The 15510-nt window shown below is 73.4% G+C and carries 14 protein-coding genes; 6 read left to right on the top strand and 8 right to left on the bottom strand.

Annotated elements, in window-relative coordinates; all coding sequences use genetic code 11:
• Positions 1 to 65 precede the first annotated feature (65 nt).
• Positions 66 to 3005 (top strand): BTAD domain-containing putative transcriptional regulator, encoded by a 2940-nt coding sequence (locus RIN75_RS28705; RefSeq protein WP_309115153.1) that lies wholly within the window; start codon positions 66 to 68, stop codon positions 3003 to 3005.
• On the opposite strand, the gene tsaD is transcribed toward RIN75_RS28705, so the two are convergent.
• From tsaD to tsaB, 3 genes are read right to left on the bottom strand one after another with little or no spacing between them, the layout of a single operon-like run.
• Positions 2976 to 4028 (bottom strand): tRNA (adenosine(37)-N6)-threonylcarbamoyltransferase complex transferase subunit TsaD, encoded by a 1053-nt coding sequence (gene tsaD, locus RIN75_RS28700; protein WP_309115152.1) that lies wholly within the window; start codon positions 4026 to 4028, stop codon positions 2976 to 2978. The two genes, RIN75_RS28705 and tsaD, sit on opposite strands and share 30 nt — an antisense overlap.
• Positions 4021 to 4482, bottom strand: a complete 462-nt coding sequence (gene rimI / locus RIN75_RS28695; protein ID WP_309115151.1) for a ribosomal protein S18-alanine N-acetyltransferase — start codon at positions 4480 to 4482, stop codon at positions 4021 to 4023. Before rimI ends, tsaD begins: the two co-directional genes overlap by 8 nt.
• Complete coding sequence (gene tsaB / locus RIN75_RS28690) at positions 4479 to 5153, bottom strand: tRNA (adenosine(37)-N6)-threonylcarbamoyltransferase complex dimerization subunit type 1 TsaB (RefSeq protein ID WP_309115150.1); 675 nt, start codon at positions 5151 to 5153, stop codon at positions 4479 to 4481. The genes rimI and tsaB overlap by 4 nt, the downstream gene beginning before the upstream one ends.
• A gap of 82 nt (positions 5154 to 5235) precedes the next feature.
• On the opposite strand from tsaB, the gene RIN75_RS28685 reads away from it, so the two are divergent.
• Genes RIN75_RS28685 through RIN75_RS28670 form a run of 4 tightly spaced genes read left to right on the top strand, consistent with a single transcriptional unit; the run spans position 5236 to position 8497 of the window.
• A complete protein-coding gene (locus RIN75_RS28685) occupies positions 5236 to 5607 on the top strand; it encodes a MerR family transcriptional regulator (RefSeq protein ID WP_309115149.1) in 372 nt (123 codons plus the stop codon).
• Positions 5595 to 5900: a thioredoxin family protein gene (locus tag RIN75_RS28680; protein WP_309115148.1), complete on the top strand. Its 306-nt coding sequence runs from the start codon at positions 5595 to 5597 to the stop codon at positions 5898 to 5900. Before RIN75_RS28685 ends, RIN75_RS28680 begins: the two co-directional genes overlap by 13 nt.
• A gap of 60 nt (positions 5901 to 5960) precedes the next feature.
• Entirely contained in the window at positions 5961 to 7286 is a 1326-nt protein-coding gene (locus RIN75_RS28675) for an acyl-CoA synthetase (protein ID WP_309115147.1), read from the top strand.
• Positions 7283 to 8497 (top strand): carboxyl transferase domain-containing protein, encoded by a 1215-nt coding sequence (locus RIN75_RS28670; protein ID WP_309115146.1) that lies wholly within the window; start codon positions 7283 to 7285, stop codon positions 8495 to 8497. The genes RIN75_RS28675 and RIN75_RS28670 overlap by 4 nt, the downstream gene beginning before the upstream one ends.
• Here the strand turns inward: RIN75_RS28670 and tsaE are convergent.
• From tsaE to glmS, 5 genes are read right to left on the bottom strand one after another with little or no spacing between them, the layout of a single operon-like run.
• Positions 8494 to 8958 (bottom strand): tRNA (adenosine(37)-N6)-threonylcarbamoyltransferase complex ATPase subunit type 1 TsaE, encoded by a 465-nt coding sequence (gene tsaE / locus RIN75_RS28665; protein ID WP_309115145.1) that lies wholly within the window; start codon positions 8956 to 8958, stop codon positions 8494 to 8496. The two genes, RIN75_RS28670 and tsaE, sit on opposite strands and share 4 nt — an antisense overlap.
• Positions 8940 to 10043: an alpha/beta hydrolase gene (locus RIN75_RS28660; protein ID WP_309115144.1), complete on the bottom strand. Its 1104-nt coding sequence runs from the start codon at positions 10041 to 10043 to the stop codon at positions 8940 to 8942. Before RIN75_RS28660 ends, tsaE begins: the two co-directional genes overlap by 19 nt.
• Complete coding sequence (alr, locus tag RIN75_RS28655) at positions 10040 to 11140, bottom strand: alanine racemase (RefSeq protein WP_309115143.1); 1101 nt, start codon at positions 11138 to 11140, stop codon at positions 10040 to 10042. Before alr ends, RIN75_RS28660 begins: the two co-directional genes overlap by 4 nt.
• A 45-nt stretch (positions 11141 to 11185) precedes the next feature.
• Positions 11186 to 12586 (bottom strand): NAD(P)H-hydrate dehydratase, encoded by a 1401-nt coding sequence (locus tag RIN75_RS28650; protein WP_309115142.1) that lies wholly within the window; start codon positions 12584 to 12586, stop codon positions 11186 to 11188.
• A 30-nt stretch (positions 12587 to 12616) separates the two neighbouring features.
• Entirely contained in the window at positions 12617 to 14479 is a 1863-nt protein-coding gene (gene glmS, locus RIN75_RS28645; RefSeq protein WP_309115141.1) for a glutamine--fructose-6-phosphate transaminase (isomerizing), read from the bottom strand.
• A gap of 134 nt (positions 14480 to 14613) precedes the next feature.
• On the opposite strand from glmS, the gene RIN75_RS28640 reads away from it, so the two are divergent.
• Complete coding sequence (locus RIN75_RS28640; RefSeq protein WP_309115140.1) at positions 14614 to 15429, top strand: dienelactone hydrolase family protein; 816 nt, start codon at positions 14614 to 14616, stop codon at positions 15427 to 15429.
• Positions 15430 to 15510: the final 81 nt, after the last annotated feature.

The following is a 15510-nucleotide window of genomic DNA, read 5'->3' as shown; positions in this document are numbered from 1 at the left end:
CGGGACCAGGTTGTCGGCGGGCGCTGCGGGTTCACTGCGGGTCCGCTGCTGGTTGACTTCAGGTCGTGCGATTCGGCGTGCTGGGTCCCCTGGCGGTGTGGACGGCGGACGGGACCCCGGTGCGGGTGCCGGAGGCGAAGGTGCGGGCGCTGCTCGCGCGGCTGCTGGTCGCCGAGGGCCGGCCGGTGCCGGTGGACGCGCTGGGCGCGGCGCTGTGGGGCGCGCACCCGCCGGACAGGAACACGTTGCAGACCAAGGTGTCCGCTTTGCGGAAGGTGTTGGGGCGGGACGCGGTGGTGTGGGAGCCGCCGGGGTACGCGGTGCGGTACTCGTGGCTGGACGTGGTGGCGTTCCGGGAGTTGGCTGCGGCGGGTTCGTTCGACGAGGCGCTGGCGCTGTGGCGGGGTGAGCCGCTGGCGGAGTTCGGGGCGGAACCGTTCGCGGTGGGGTTCGCGGAACGGGCGGCTTTGGAGCGGCTGGCGGTCGTGGAGGACCGGGCTGAGGCGTTGTTGGCTGCCGGGCGGCCGGTGTCGCTGGCGGAGGAGGTGGCGCGGCACCCGGTGCGGGAACGGTTGCGGGGCCTGCACATGCGGTCGCTGTACCTGGGTGGGCAGCAGGTGGCGGCGCTGGAGAGCTTCGCGGCTTACCGGCGGGTGCTGGCGGAGGAGCAGGGGCTGGCGCCGGGGCCTGAGTTGGTGGAGTTGCAGCGGGCTCTGCTGCGGCACGAGGTGGAGCGGCCGCGGACGAACCTGCCCGCGCCGGTGACGTCGTTGGTGGGGCGGGCGGGGGCGGTGGCGTCGGTGTCGGCGCTGCTGGGGTCGTCGCGGCTGGTGACGTTGACGGGGCCGGGCGGGGTGGGGAAGACCAGCCTCGCGGTGGAGGTGGCGCGGTCGCTGGTTCCCGGCGTGGCGGACGGGGTGTGGCTGGTCGAGCTGGCCGGACTGGACCGCGTCGACGGTGACGGGGTCGAGGGTGACCGGGTGGCCGGGGCGGTGGCGGCTGTGGTGGGGGTGCGGGAGGAGGTTGCGCCCGGTTTGGCCGCTGGGCTGGTGGATCGGGTCGCGGAGGCGTTTCGGGGGCGGGACGTCTTGCTGGTGCTGGACAACTGCGAGCGGCTGGTGGGGGCGGTTGCCGGGGTGGTGGCGCGGCTGTTGCGGGCGGTGCCGGGGTTGCGGGTGTTGGCGACCAGTCAGGAGCCGTTGGGGATCGCCGGCGAGAGCGTCTGGGTGGTGCCGCCGCTGGAACCTGCGGATGCGGTGCGGTTGTTCGCGGAACGGGTTTCGGCGGCGGTGCCGGGGTTCTCGGTGACGGCCGGGAACCGAGCCGTCGTCGAGCGGATCTGCGGGCGGCTGGACGGGTTGCCGTTGGCGTTGGAGTTGGCGGCGACCCGGGTGCGGGCGCTGGGGGTCGAAGGGCTGCTTGAGCGGTTGGACGACCGGTTTCGGGTGTTGTCCGGCGGGCCTCGGGACGCGCCGGCCCGGCAGCGGGCCTTGCGGGCGATGATCGACTGGAGTTGGGACCTGCTCGGGCCGGCTGAGCGGGCGGTGTTGCGGCGGCTGGCGGTGGTGGTCGAGGGGTGTGATCTGGAGGCGGCCGAGGCGATCTGCGCGGGGGACGGCGTGGATGACGTGCTGGAGAGCCTGAGCAAGCTGGTCGACCGGTCGCTGGTGGTGGTGTCGCCCGGCGATCGGGTGCGGTACCGGTTGTTGGAGTCGGTGGCCGATTACGGGCGTGAGCGGCTGGTCGAGGCGGGTGAGTGGGACGCGGTGCGGGCGCGGCACGCGGACCACTACCGGGCGTTGGCCGAGCGGGCCGGGCCTGAGCTGCGCGGTCCAGACCAGCTGCGGTGGTTGGCGCGGTTGGACGCCGACGCGGCGAACCTGCGGGCGGCCGTGGCGGGTGACGCGGGCGCGGCTCGGGCGTTGGCCTGGTACTGGTTCCTGCGCGGGCGGGTCCGGGAGGCGCGGGACGCGTTGGACGGTCCGTGGCGGCTGGGGTTCTCGGTGCTGGCCGGTGGGCCGGTGCAGGACCCCGGGGTCGTGGCGGACCCGCGGGCGCGGTGGTTCCTCGGGTACGTGTTCTCGACCGTCGGGGACATGGTCGCCGGGGAGAAGCTGACGGACTCGGCGCTGGAGGAGTTCGTCGCGGAGGGGGACGAGTGGGGTGTGGCGGCGGCGCTGTCGGACCGGTTCAGCCAGGCGATGGCGCGAGGGGACTTCGACACCGCTCGGGACGCTGCCGAGAGGGCTGAGCGGACGTTCGTCAGGCTGGGCGATCGGTGGGGGCGGCTCCAGGCTTCGTTCGCGCTCGGGACGCTCGCCCAGTTGCGCGGCGACTACGACACGGCGGCGCGGGTCCACCGGCAGGGGCTGGAGCTGGCGCGTGAACTGCGCTCGTGGCCGGAGGTGTCCTACACGCTGTCCTGGTTGGGCCGGGTCGCACTCCTGACCGGCGACTTCGCCGAGGCCCGCGCGCTGCACGAGCAGGCCCGGCGGATCGCGGCCGACCAGGGCTTCTCCCCCGGCGAGATGTACGCGGAGACCGGGTTGGCGCTGGTCGCGCGGCGGGTCGGGGACCTCGACGAAGCGGACCGGCTGCTGGCGCGGCTGCACGACTGGCACCGGCAGGTCGGGTTCGAGGCCGGGGCGACGCTGGTGCTGGCCGAGCAGGGGTTCGTGGCCGAACAACGGGGAGATGTCGACAAAGCGCTTCGGCTGCAAAGGGCCGGGCTGGAGTTGGCGCGTCGGGTCGGGGACCCGCGGGCGGTGGCGCTGGCGTGCGAGGGGTTGGCGGGCGCCGAGGCGTTGGCCGGTCGGCACGAGGAGGCGGCGCGGCTGCTCGGGGTCGCCACCGGGCACCGGCGGTCGGTCGGGGTGCCGCTGCCGGACGGTGAGCGCCACGACGTGGACCGGATCACCGCCGCCGCCCGGGAGGTCCTGGGCGACGAGCGGTTCCGGCTCGCCTGTGAAGAAGGGCTAGAAGACCTGGACGGTGCCGACGGGTAGCCCCGGGACGGTGGACAGGTCGAGCGGGGACGGCTTCGCGCCGGCCGCCACCAGGTGCGCGCCCAGGGCGGCGATCATCGCACCGTTGTCGGTGCACAGCCGGGGACGGGGCACGCGCAGTTCGATGCCCGCCTCGGCACAACGCTCGGCGGCCAGGCCGGACAGCCGCGAGTTCGCCGCGACCCCGCCGGAGATCACCAGGGTGTCCACGCCGAAGTCCTGGCACGCCCGGATGGCCTTGGCGGTCAGCACGTCCGCCACCGCCTCCTGGAACGACGCGGCCACGTCGGCGAGCGGGATCTCCTCGCCGGCCTTCTCCCGCTTCTCCACCCACCGCGCGACGGACGTCTTCAGGCCGGAGAACGAGAAGTCGTACTTCGCGTCACGCGGACCGGTCAGGCCGCGCGGGAACGCGATGGCGCACCCGTTGCCCTGCTTGGCCAGCTTGTCGATCGGCGGACCGCCCGGGTAGGGCAGGTCGAGCAGGCGGGCGACCTTGTCGTAGGCCTCGCCGGCCGCGTCGTCCACGGTCGAGCCGATCTCGGTGATCTTCTCCGCCAGGCCCTCGACCAGCAGCAACTGGGAGTGGCCACCGGACACCAGCAGCGCCACGCACCGCTTGGGCAGCGGGCCGTGCTGGAGGGTGTCGGCGGCGACGTGGCCCGCGAGGTGGTTGACGCCGAAGAGCGGCTTGTCGAGCGCGGCGGCGTACGCCTTGGCCGCCGAAGTGCCGACCAGGAGGGCGCCGGCGAGGCCGGGACCCGCGGTGACGGCGATCGAGTGGATGTCGGACAGTTCGATCCCGGCCTTCTCCACCGCGCGGCGCATGGTGGGCACCATCGCCTCCAGGTGGGCGCGCGACGCCACCTCCGGGACCACGCCGCCGAAGCGCGCGTGCTCCTCGACGCTGGAGGCGACCTCGTCGGCGAGCAGTTCCAGCGCGCCGTCCGGGCCGAGGCGGACGATGCCGACGCCCGTCTCGTCGCAGGAGCTCTCGATGCCGAGGATGAGCCGGTCAGTCACGGTTCGCGGGCCTTCCCATCGTGTACGCGTCGGCACCCGACGGCTGGTAGTAGCGGCGGCGCAGGCCCAGGTGCTCGAAGCCGTGCGCCAGGTAGAGCGAGATCGCGGGGACGTTGTCCGTGCGGACCTCCAGGAACACCGGCAGGCCCAGCTCGTCGGCCTTGGCCAGCAGGGTGCGCAGGAGGGTCTTGCCGACGCCGCTGCCCTGGTGGGCGCGGTCGACGGCGATGGTGTGGACGCTCGACTCGAAGTCGGTGAGGGCCAGGCCCGCGTAGCCGATGAGGGCGTCGTCGTCCGTGTAGGCGCCGACGTAGAAGTTGCCGTGGTCGAGTTCGCTGTGGAACGCGTTCTCGCTCCACGGGTCGTCGCCCGGGAACAGGTCCCGCTCGATCTCGGCGCAGCGGGCCGCGTCCTCGTGGCGCAGCGGCGCGATGGTGACCGTGCGCGGGGTCACCTGGTCACCCTCTTGCGGCCCACCGGCTCGACGGCGTCGGGTCGGCGCAGGTAGAGCGGGGTGAGGGCGGCGGGGCGGGCGCCGGCCAGGAGTTCCTCGGCGGCGGCCGCGACCAGCGAGGTCGGGGACGGGTACCGGGCGTCCACCACGGGGAGGTCCAGGACGTCGGCGTAGATGCGGGCACCTTCGCCGGCCGCCGCGGTGACGGCTGTGTCGAGCTTGTCGAGGACGTCGGCGGGCTTGTCGACGTGCGGGCCGTCGGTGCGGCGGCCGGCGGCGTCGTAGGCGGCCCAGTAGACCTCCTTGCGGCGCGCGTCGGTCGCCACGAGGAGCGGGTGGCCGGTGTTCGCGTCCAGCGCGATGGCGTCGGGGGTGGGGACCGGGTAGACCGGGCGGTTGAGCGCCTGGCCCAGCGCGGCGGCGGTGACCAGGCCCACGCGGAGCCCGGTGAACGGGCCGGGGCCCGAGCCGCAGACGATGGCGTCCAGGTCCTGGAGCGTGTGGCCGGCCTCGGCCAGGGCTTCCTGGAGGTGGGGTGTGAGCAGCTCGCCGTGCGCCTTCGCGTTCACCGTCACCCGCTGCGCGAGCAGGCGGGGCGGCGCGTCGGGCGTCAACTCGACCACTCCGGCGGTGACGGCGGGGGTCGCGGTGTCCAAGGCGAGCACTAGCACGGTAGTCAAGGGTACGGGTGCCGCGTCCGTGGGCTGAAGCACACTGGACTTGACGTCGGCGTCAAGGGCGAGGATCGGTGCCGTGCGCATCGGAGAACTGGCGCGGCTGGGCGGGACCACCACCCGGGCGCTGCGGTATTACGAGTCGCTGGGCCTGTTGACGGCGCGGCGCGGGGCCAACGGGCAGCGCGAGTACGACGAGGCCGACCTGCGGCTGGTGGCCGAGATCAGGTCGTTGACCGGGATCGGGTTCGCGTTGGAGGACACCCGGCCGTTCGTCGAGTGCCTGCGGGACGGCCACCCGAGCGGGGACGCCTGTCCGGCGTCGGTCGCGGTGTACCGGCGCAAGCTCGCCGAGCTGGACGAGTGCATCGAGCGGCTGGAGGCCGCGCGGAGCCGGGTGCGCACGCAGTTGGCGGAGGCGGAGAAGAGGAGTCGGCCGTGCGCGCGTTGACGGACGAGACGTTCGCGGAGGCGATCACCGGGGACGCGGTGCTCGTGGAGTTCACGGCGGCCTGGTGCCCGCCTTGCCGGATGATCGAGCCGGTGCTGGCGGAGCTGGACGCCGAGCTGGAGTCGGTGTCGTTCGCGAAGATCGACACGGACGCGCATCCCCGGACGGCCCGCGACCTGGGGATCATGGGGATGCCGACGTTGCAGCTGTACCGGCGCGGGGAACTGGTGGCCCAGCTGGTGGGGGCGCGGCCCAAGGCCCAGCTGATGAAGTGGCTGGAGCCCCACTTGTAGGGGGGTGGCTCGGAGCACAGTTGTGATGCGGTTCGGCGGGTTCTTGGTCAAGGTGGGTGGATGTTGCTGCCTGCCTTGGCTTCCCCCACCGCCAAAGTGGCCATCCGGTTCCCCGGCCACGAGTTGACCTACGCCGAACTGGCCGCTCGGGCGCGGCAGGTGGCGTACGGGCTGGTGGGGAAGCGGCGGATCGCGGTGTGGGCGCGGTCGGACGTGCGGACCTGCGTTGCGGTGGTCGGTGCGTTGTTGGCCGGGGTGCCCGTCGTGCCGCTCAACCCCAAGTTGGGTGAGCGGGAGTTGGCGCACATCCTGTCGGACAGCGAGCCGGATCTGGTGGTGGACGACGAACTGCCGTCCGGGGTCGAGGTGCCGTTGCCGGAGCCCGACGGGGAAGCGCCGGCGCTGATCATCTACACCTCCGGGACCACCGGGCCGCCCAAGGGGGTGGTGCTGCCCCGGCGGGCGTTGGCTTCGAACCTGGACGCCCTCGCGCAAGCCTGGGAGTGGACCGCCGATGACGTGGTCGTGCACGGGTTGCCGCTGTTCCACGTGCACGGGTTGGGCATCGGGGTGCTCGGGCCGTTGCGGCGGGGTGGGACGGTGCACCACCTGGGGACCTTCAGCGTGGCGAGCGCGGCCGAGGCGATGGCGTCGGTCGGGACGATGATGTTCGGGGTTCCGACCATGTACCACCGGATCGTCCAGGCGCCCGAGCACGCGGCGGCGTTCGCGAAGGCCCGGTTGTTGGTGTCGGGGTCGGCGGCGTTGCCGGCCACCGTCCACGAGCAGCTCGAACGGCTCACCGGGCAGCGGGTGGTCGAGCGGTACGGGATGACCGAGACGTTGATGAACACCAGCGTGCGGGCGTCCGGCGACCGGCGGCCGGGGACCGTGGGGTTGCCGCTCGACGGGGTCGAGGTGCGGGTGGTCGGGGACGAGCCCGGGGAGATCGCGGTGCGGGGGCCGAACCTGTTCCTGGAGTACCTGAACCGGCCGGACGCCACGCGTGAGGCGTTCGTGGACGGGTGGTTCCGGACGGGGGACCTCGCGGTGGTCGAGCCGGACGGGTACCTGCGGATCGTGGGGCGGCGCGCCACGGACCTGATCAAGAGCGGCGGGTACAAGATCGGGGCCGGCGAGATCGAGAACGCCCTGTTGGAGCACCCTGGGGTGGCCGAGGTGGCCGTGACCGGCGAGCCCGACGAGGACCTGGGTGAGCGGGTGGTGGCCTGGGTCGTGTCGACGGGAGTGCCCACGACAGGCGAGGAGTTGGCCGATCACGTGGCCCGACTCTTGACGCCGCACAAGAGGCCCCGGGTGGTGCGGTTCGTGGAGTCCTTGCCGCGCAACGACATGGGCAAGGTGTTGAAGCGGGAGTTGCGGTGAACCCGCTGGGCTGGCCGGGGTACGGCGACCAGTTGCGGCGGGCGCGGGAGCGGACCGGGGGCGCGGAATCGGTGTCGTGGCGGCGGAACGCGGACGCCGTCGTGATCACGTTCGACTTCCGGTTCCTGGGCGGGTCGGTCGGCACGGCCACCGGGGAGGTGATCGAGGAGGCGTTCGGCGAGGCGTTGGCATGGGGCCTGCCGGTGGTGTCGTCGATCGCGACCGGTGGCAGTCGGATGCAGGAGGGGATGCTGTCGTTGCGGCAGCTCCAGCGGGTGGCTCGGCTGTGCGCGGTGCACCGGGAGGCCGGGTTGCCCCACGTGTCCGTGCTCAGGGATCCGACCACCGGTGGGCTGTGGGCGTCGCTGGGTGCGGGTGCGGACGTGGTGGTGGGAGTGGCGGGCGCGCAGGTCGGGTTCGCGGGTAGTCGGGTTCGGCCCGCGAACGATCCTGCTTACACCGCCGAAGGGCAGTTCGCGGCGGGCACCGTGGACATGGTGGTGGGTGAGGACGAGGTCGACCCTGTTGTCGGGCGGCTGTTGGGGTTGTTGGTCGGTGGTGGGGCGGTGCCGGCCGAGGTGCCTCGGGCGTTGGGGGCGACCGATCTGCCGGTGGACGGGTGGAGCGCGGTCGAGCGGGCGCGGGCGGTGGAGCGGCCACGGGCTTCGGCCTATCTGGACGACTACTTCGACCACCGGGTGGCCTTGAGCGGGGACCGGGCCGGTGGGGTCGATCCCGGGCTGCTGTGCGGGATCGGGTCGCGGCACGGGCGGTCCATCGCCTACGTCGCCCAGACCGGCACGGCCACCACACCCGCCGGGTTCCGGACCGCGAGCCGGGTCATCCGGTTGGCCGGGCGGCTCGCGCTGCCGGTGTTGACCCTGGTGGACACGCCCGGCGCGGCCAACGACGCCGCCGCCGAGCGGGCCGGGGTCGGCGCGGCCATCGCCGAGCTGTTCGCGGTGGTCGCCGAGACGCGGGTGCCGATCACGACGCTGGTGGTCGGCGAGGGCGGGTCCGGTGGAGCGTTGGCGCTGTCCTCGCCCGACCACACGTGGATCGCGCCGGACGCCTACTTCTCGGTGATCGCGCCCGAACTCGCCGCCGCGATCCTCAAGCGCGACGACGTGCGGGAACTGGCCGACGACCTGATGCTGCGGCCCCAGGACCTGGTCCGACTGGGGATCGTGCGCGGGATCGCCGAGGCCTAGGGCAGTTCACGGGTCGTCCACGACCCGTGCGGGACCAGGTGGGCCGTGCGGACGTCGTCCTCATGGCGTTCCAGCCGGATCAGCAGGTGGTCCTCGGACAGGCGTTCGGCCATGCCCTCGCCCCACTCGACGGCCACCACCGCGTCCACCAGGTCGGTGTCCAGGTCCAGGTCGTCCAGCTCGTCCAGGTGACCGCCCAGCCGGTAGGCGTCGACGTGCACCAGCGGCACGCCCCGGCCCTCGGGCGCGGGTTCGTGCACGCGCGCGATGACGAACGTCGGCGAGCTGACCCGGCCGGTCACACCCAGGCCGTCCGCCAGGCCGCGCACCAGGGCCGTCTTGCCCGCGCCCAAGGGGCCAGCCAGCAGCAGCAGGTCGCCGCCGCGCACCAGGCCGCCGAGCCTGCGCCCGAATTCCTCCGTGTCCTCCACCCTGGGGAGGGTCACGCTCGTCGCCACCACCGCCGCCTGCTTTCCACCCGTTCGACCGCGCTGCGCCGGACCAGGCCCACCAGGTGTCCCGTCACCAGGTCGGGCTGCTCCATCATCACCATGTGGCCCGCACCCGGGACGCGGACCAGTTCGCCGTGCGGCATCTCCTCGGCCATCCGCTCGGCGTGCGAGAACGGCGTCAGCTTGTCCGCGTCACCGCTGATCACGAGGACCTCGCAGTGCCGCAGGCCGGCCAGCGCCTTGTACCTGTTGTGCGTGCCCAAGGTTTCCAGGAACTCGGTGAGCACCTGCACGGTGGTCCCGCCGATCATCTGCTCCATCAGGTCGACCAGGGACGCGCTGGTCCCCCGGTCGCCGAAGGCCAGCGCCCGGATGCCGCTCCACGTGAGCGTGTTCGCCCGGCGGCGGACCCACTCCACGAGACCGGGCTGGAGGCCGGCCAGCCGGCCCACGCCGAGGGTCACCGGGTTGTAGCGGGACAACACGCTCTTGGGCAGGCCCGCGCCGCCGACCGCGCCGGCCGCCGTGCCGACCAGGGCCACGCCCCGGACGCGGTCGGCGAACAGCTCGGGCTGCCGCTCGGCGAGGGCCATGATCGTCATGCCGCCCATGGAGTGGCCGACCAGGACGACCGGGCCTTCAGGGGCGACCGCGCGCAGCACCTCGTCCAGGTCGCGGGCGCACTGGTCGATGGTGCTCGACTCGGCCTTCCCCCGGCCGGACCGGCCGTGGCCGCGCTGGTCGTAGAGGACCTGGCGGACCCTGGGTTCGGTGAGTTTGGCCAGGTCACGGCGTTGGAAGTGCCAGCAGCGGCGGTCCAGCGCGAAGCCGTGCACCAGGACCACGGTCAGCTCGGGGGCACCGCCGTCCGCCGGGTCGACCTCCTCGACCGACAGGGGCACGCCGTCGTCGGCGGCCACCGTGGACTCGCGGTTCGGGGTCAGCTTGCCCAGGGGTTCGTCGGCCAGCGGGTCGTCCTGGCTGCGGTCCTTGGCGACCTTCTTGTGGTTGGCCGCGACGCCGACCGCGACACCCGTCGCCGCCGCGCCCAGCACGCCGCCGGCCCACCCGACGGCCTTCCACAGCGCGTTCACCGGTACGTCCTGGCCACGCGCGGCCGGTACATGCCGGTGACGATCTCGTAGTCGATGGTCCCGGTGGTGTCCGCCCACTCGCGGGCGGTCGGCTCGCCGTGCTCGCCGGTGCCGAACAGCACGACCTCGTCCCCCTCCGCCACGCGGTCGTCACCGCAGTCCACCACGACCTGGTCCATGCACACCCGGCCCACGACCGGGCGCCGTTTGCCGGCCAGCAGGACGTGCATGCGGTTGGACAGGCTGCGCGGCACGCCGTCCGCGTAGCCGACCGGCACCAGGGCCAGCGTGGTGTCGTCCTTGGCGGTCCAGCTCAGGCCGTAGGAGACCGACTCGCCGGCCGCGATGCGCTTGGTCAGGGCGACCGTGGAGCGGAACGTCATGACCGGGCGCAGGTCGAACGGCTCCGGCACGGGGTTGAGCCCGTAGATCGCGATGCCCGGCCGGACCAGGTCGAAGTGCAGGTCCGGGCGGGTGAGCAGGGCGGCCGAGTTGGCCAGGTGGCGCATCGGGTCGAGGCCGGCGGCGACGGCGGTGCGGTAGGCGTCGTCGAACCGCTCGGCCTGGGCGTCGGTGGCCGGGTGGCCGATCTCGTCGGCGCACGCCAGGTGCGACCAGACCGCGACGACCCGGACCTCGGGCGTGGCCACGGCCTTCTCGACCAGGGCGGACCACTCGTCGGGCGGGCAGCCGTTGCGGGACAGGCCCGTGTCGATCTTGAGGTGGACCCGGGCGGTCCGGCCCGCGCGCCGGGCGGCGTCCGCGATCTCGCACAGCTGCCGGATGCTCGCCGCCGAGAGGTCGACGTCCTGCTCGATGCCGGGCGCGTAGTCGGTGCCGACCGGGTCCAGCCAGGCGAGGGTGGGCGCGGTGATGCCGGCGCTGCGCAGCGCCAGGGCCTCGGCCAGGGAGCACGAGCCGAGCCAGGTCGCGCCCGCCTCCAGGGCCGCTCTCGCCACCTCGACCGCGCCGTGCCCGTACCCGTCCGCCTTGACGACGGCCATGGTCGCGGCGGCGGGCGCGAGGCCGGCCAGGAGCGCGACGTTGTGCCGGAGGTTGTCGAGGTCGATCACGACCTCAGCGCGAGGAGCAGCCATAACACCGTTCATGGTGACACAGGGGCCGGTCGGGGCCGGTCGGGGTCAGGTGGTCGGCGGGCGGACGGCCCGGATCGCGTCGGGGACGGCGGCCAGCAGGGAGGTGGCCGGGATGGGCGCCCCGTCGGCGGCCAGTTCCGCCGCCAGGACGTGCACGCGGGCCGCGCAGCCCGCCGCCAGGAGCGGGTCCAGGCCGGCCGCGAGGAGGGCGCCGATCAAGCCCGACAGGACGTCTCCGGAGCCCGCCGTGGCGGCCCAGGAGGTGCGGGCGCGGTTGACCAGGACGCGGCCGTCCGGCGAGGCGATGACAGTGGTGTGGCCCTTGAGGAGGACCACGGCGTCGAACTTGTCCGCTGCCCGCTTCGCCGCCGTCACCCGGTCGGTGCCGACCTCGCCGGCCAGCCGTTCGTACTCGCGGTCGTGCGGGGTGAGCACGAGCGGGGTGTCCGGGTCGCGCGCGTCCCACAGGTCGGGGTTGTTGGCCAGCATGGTGATCGCGTCCGCGTCCGCGCACACCGGCACGCCCGCCTCCAGCACGGTCCGCAGCACCGACTCCGCGCCCAGCCCGGTGCCCAGGCCCGGGCCGACCACCCACGACTGCACGCGGCCCGCGTCGGTGATCGTCCCCGTGCAGATCGCCTCCGGCCACCGCGCCCGCACGCCCTCCGCCGCCGCGCCCGCGTACCGGACCAGCCCGGAGGTCGCCAGCAGTGCCGCGCCGGTGGCCAGCACGGCCGCGCCGGGGTAGGTCGCCGACCCGGCCGCGATCCCGGTCACGCCCTGGGTGTACTTGTCGTCGGTCGGCCCCGGCACCGGCCACGCCGCGCCGACGTCCTCGACCTCCAGCGCCAGCAGGTCCGGCCCGGCCAGCTCGGGGCCAAGGCCGATGTCCACCAGCCGCACATCGCCGCAGTCGGCCAGCGCGTGCACGGGCTTGAGGCACCCGAACGTGACCGTGATCGCCGGCCGGACGTGCGGACCGTCCACCGCCCCGGTGTCCGGGTCGACGCCGCTGGGCAGGTCCACCGACAGCACCGGCGCGTCGAGGTGCGCCACGTGCTCGGCCGCGTCGGGCCGCAGCGGACCGCGGGCGGACAGGCCCACGATGCCGTCGATCACGAGGTCGACATCACCCAGCCGGTCGACGACCCGACCGCCGACCCGGCGGAACGCGGCCAGCCCGGCGGCGTGCGCCTTGGCCGGGTTGAGCAGCACGGCGGAGACGGCGACCCCGCGCCGGCGCAGGAAGTAGCCCGCCCACAGCGCGTCGCCGCCGTTGTTGCCCGCCCCGACCAGCAGGCCGACCCGCCGCCGCCCGGCCAGGTGCTCCAGCGCCACCGTCGCCACCCCGAACGCGGCCCGCCGCATGAGCGCCCCCTCGGGCACCCGCGCCATGACCCGTTCCTCGGCCGCCTTCACCCGCTCCGTGGTCCACAGTCCCCGCATAGCGGGAAGCCTAGGCGCGCGGGCGGATGCCTACTCGACGGTGACGGACTTGGCCAGGTTGCGCGGCTTGTCCACGTCGTAGCCCCGGCTGCGCGCGATCTCGGCGGCCAGGACCTGCAACGGGACGGTCGACACCAGCGGCTGGAGCAGCGTGGACACCGCGGGCACCTCGATCAGGTGGTCGGCGAACGGCCGGACCGTCTCGTCGCCCTCCTCGGCGATCACGATGGTCCGCGCGCCCCGCGCCTGGATCTCGCTGATGTTGGACACCAGCTTCGAGTGCAGCACCGCCCGCCCCTTCGGCGACGGCATGACGACGACGACCGGCAGGCCCTCCTCGATCAGGGCGATCGGGCCGTGCTTCAGCTCGCCCGCGGCGAAGCCCTCGGCGTGCATGTACGCCAGTTCCTTGAGCTTCAACGCGCCTTCCAGCGCCACCGGGTAGCCGACGTGGCGGCCCAGGAACAGCACGGCCTTCGAGTCGGCCAGCTCGCGGCCGAGCGCGCGGACCCGGTCGACGGTGCCCAGCACCTGCTGCACGGCCTTCGGCATGGCCTCCAGCTCGTGGAACTCGCGGGCCACCTCGTCGGGGTACTTGGTGCCGCGCGCCTGCGCCAGCGCCAGGCCGACCAGGTAGTTCGCCGCGATCTGGGCCAGGAACGCCTTGGTGGACGCGACCCCGATCTCCGGACCGGCGTGCGTGTAGAGGACGGCGTCGGACTCGCGCGGGATCTGCGCGCCGTTGGTGTTGCACACCGCCAGCACGCGGGCCTTCTGGGACCGGGCGTGCCGCACGGCCTCCAGCGTGTCGGCCGTCTCACCGGACTGGGACACCGCGACGACCAGGGTGTCGCGGTCCAGCACCGGGTCGCGGTAGCGGAACTCGGAGGCCAGCTCGACCTCGACGGGCAGCCGGGTCCAGTGCTCGATCGCGTACTTGGCGACCAGGCCGGAGTGGTAGGCCGAACCGCAGGCCACGACGAAGACCTTGTCCACGTCCCGGAGGTCCTGGTCGGACAGCCGCTGCTCGTCCAGGACGATCCGGCCGCCGACGAAGTGGCCGCGCAGGGTGTTGGCCAGCGCGTCCGGCTGCTCCTCGATCTCCTTGAGCATGAAGTACTCGTGGCCGCCCTTCTCGGCGGCGGACAGGTCCCAGTTCACCGTGAACGGCTTGGCCTGCGCGGGCCCGCCTTCGAAGTCGGTGACCTCGTAGCCGTCGCGGGTGATCACGACGACCTGGTCCTGGCCCAGCTCGACGGCCTCGCGGGTGTGCTCGATGAACGCGGACACGTCCGATGCGACGAACGTCTCCCCCTCGCCCACGCCCACCACCAGCGGCGAGGAGCGGCGGGCGGCGACGACGGTGTCCGGCTGGTCGGCGTGCGTGACGACGAGGGTGAACGCGCCCTCCAGCCGGCGGACCACGGCGCGGACGCTGGCCGCGAGGTCGCCCGCGGTGTCGCCCTCGGTGTAGGCGATCGCGATCAGGTGGGCGGTGGTCTCGGTGTCGGTGTCGCTGGCCATCTCGACGCCGCGCGCTTCCAGCTCGGCGCGCAGGGCGGCGAAGTTCTCGATGATCCCGTTGTGCACCACGGCGACCCGGCCGGTCACGTCGCGGTGCGGGTGGGAGTTGCGGTCGACCGGCGCGCCGTGCGTGGCCCAGCGCGTGTGGCCCATGCCGGCGGTGCCGGTGAACGCCTCGCGACCGACCTCGTCGAGCCGTTCCTCCAGGTTGCTCAGCCGCCCGGCCTTGCGCTCGACGGCCAGGCCGCCGTCACCGTCCAGCACGGCGACACCGGCCGAGTCGTAGCCCCGGTACTCCAGCCGCCGCAGCCCGTCGAGGACGACGTCCAGCGCCGGCCGGTGGCCCACGTATCCCACGATTCCGCACACGCCGCACAGCGTAACCAGACCAGCGGCGTCACCCGAACGGGCCACTTCGTCGCGTTTGCGCTGGTCGAGGGCTTTATTGGTGTAGACCAATCGGGGCGTGCGCGGGTTCACCGCGATCGACTACCGTTCACGCGGTGAGCGGCTACTCGGCGAAGCAGGTGCTCGACCAGCTCAGCAGGCCCGGTGAACACCCCGTGCTGCGCGGCGACCTCGCCCTGGTGGGCCTCCCCGGCCTCGTCTACACCCCCGCGTCGGGTCTGGGACTGCCCGCTGTCGCGTTCGGCCACGGCTGGCTGCAACCGGTGACCCGGTACCGGGCGCTGCTGCGGCACCTGGCGTCGTGGGGCATCGTCGCGGCGGCTCCGGGGACGCAACGCGGGCCGTTGATGTCGTCGAGGCTGCTGGCCGGCAACCTGCGGACGGCGCTGGACGTGTGCACCGGGGTGCGGTTGGGCGAGGGTGCCATCAGCGTTGACCCGGAACGGCTGGCGGTGGCCGGGCACTCGATGGGTGGCGGGGCGGCGGTGCTGGCGGCTGCTGATGACTCGCGGGTGCGCGCGGTGGTGACTTTGGCGGCGTCGGAAGTACGTCCGTCTGCTTTGGACGCGGCTCGCCGGGTGACTGTGCCGGGTTTGCACTTGGCCGGGGGCGAAGACCGGATCGCGCCGCCGGTCGGTCACGCGGAGGCGATCGCGCAGGCGTGGACGGGGCCGGTGCAGTACCGGGTGCTGCCGAAGACCAGCCATTTGGGGTTCGCCGAGGGACGGCATTGGAGTGAGCTGGTGCTGGACGGGAAGGGCGAGCGGGCGGCGCAGCGGTTGGCGCGGGCGATGCTGACGGCGTTCTTGTTGCGGGTGCTGAAGGGCGAGAAGAAGTGGAACGCCTTGCTGGAGGAGGACGTCAAGGGCGCGCCTCTGGCTTATCAGCGAGCTGCCTTGACACTGCGCTGACAGATCTTCCGCGACCCGCACGCCGAAGATTGTCGGACCCCTCTGGGACAATGGATACCGGGGGCCGGCGGTCGCCAAGCG

It is taken from the genome of Saccharothrix sp. (genome assembly GCF_031180885.1).
Lineage (GTDB): Bacteria > Actinomycetota > Actinomycetes > Mycobacteriales > Pseudonocardiaceae > Actinosynnema.
Note: the sequence above shows the minus strand (reverse complement) of the source record. Positions and strands in the feature narration are given on the sequence as shown.

Excerpts from the sequence above, each read along its gene's own strand:
- RIN75_RS28675 (WP_309115147.1), top strand. The coding sequence starts at position 5,961 with ATGTTGCTGCCTGCCTTGGCTTCCCCCACCGCCAAAGTGGCCATCCGG.
- alr (WP_309115143.1), bottom strand. The coding sequence starts at position 11,140 with ATGGCTGCTCCTCGCGCTGAGGTCGTGATCGACCTCGACAACCTCCGG.
- RIN75_RS28650 (WP_309115142.1), bottom strand. The coding sequence starts at position 12,586 with ATGCGGGGACTGTGGACCACGGAGCGGGTGAAGGCGGCCGAGGAACGG.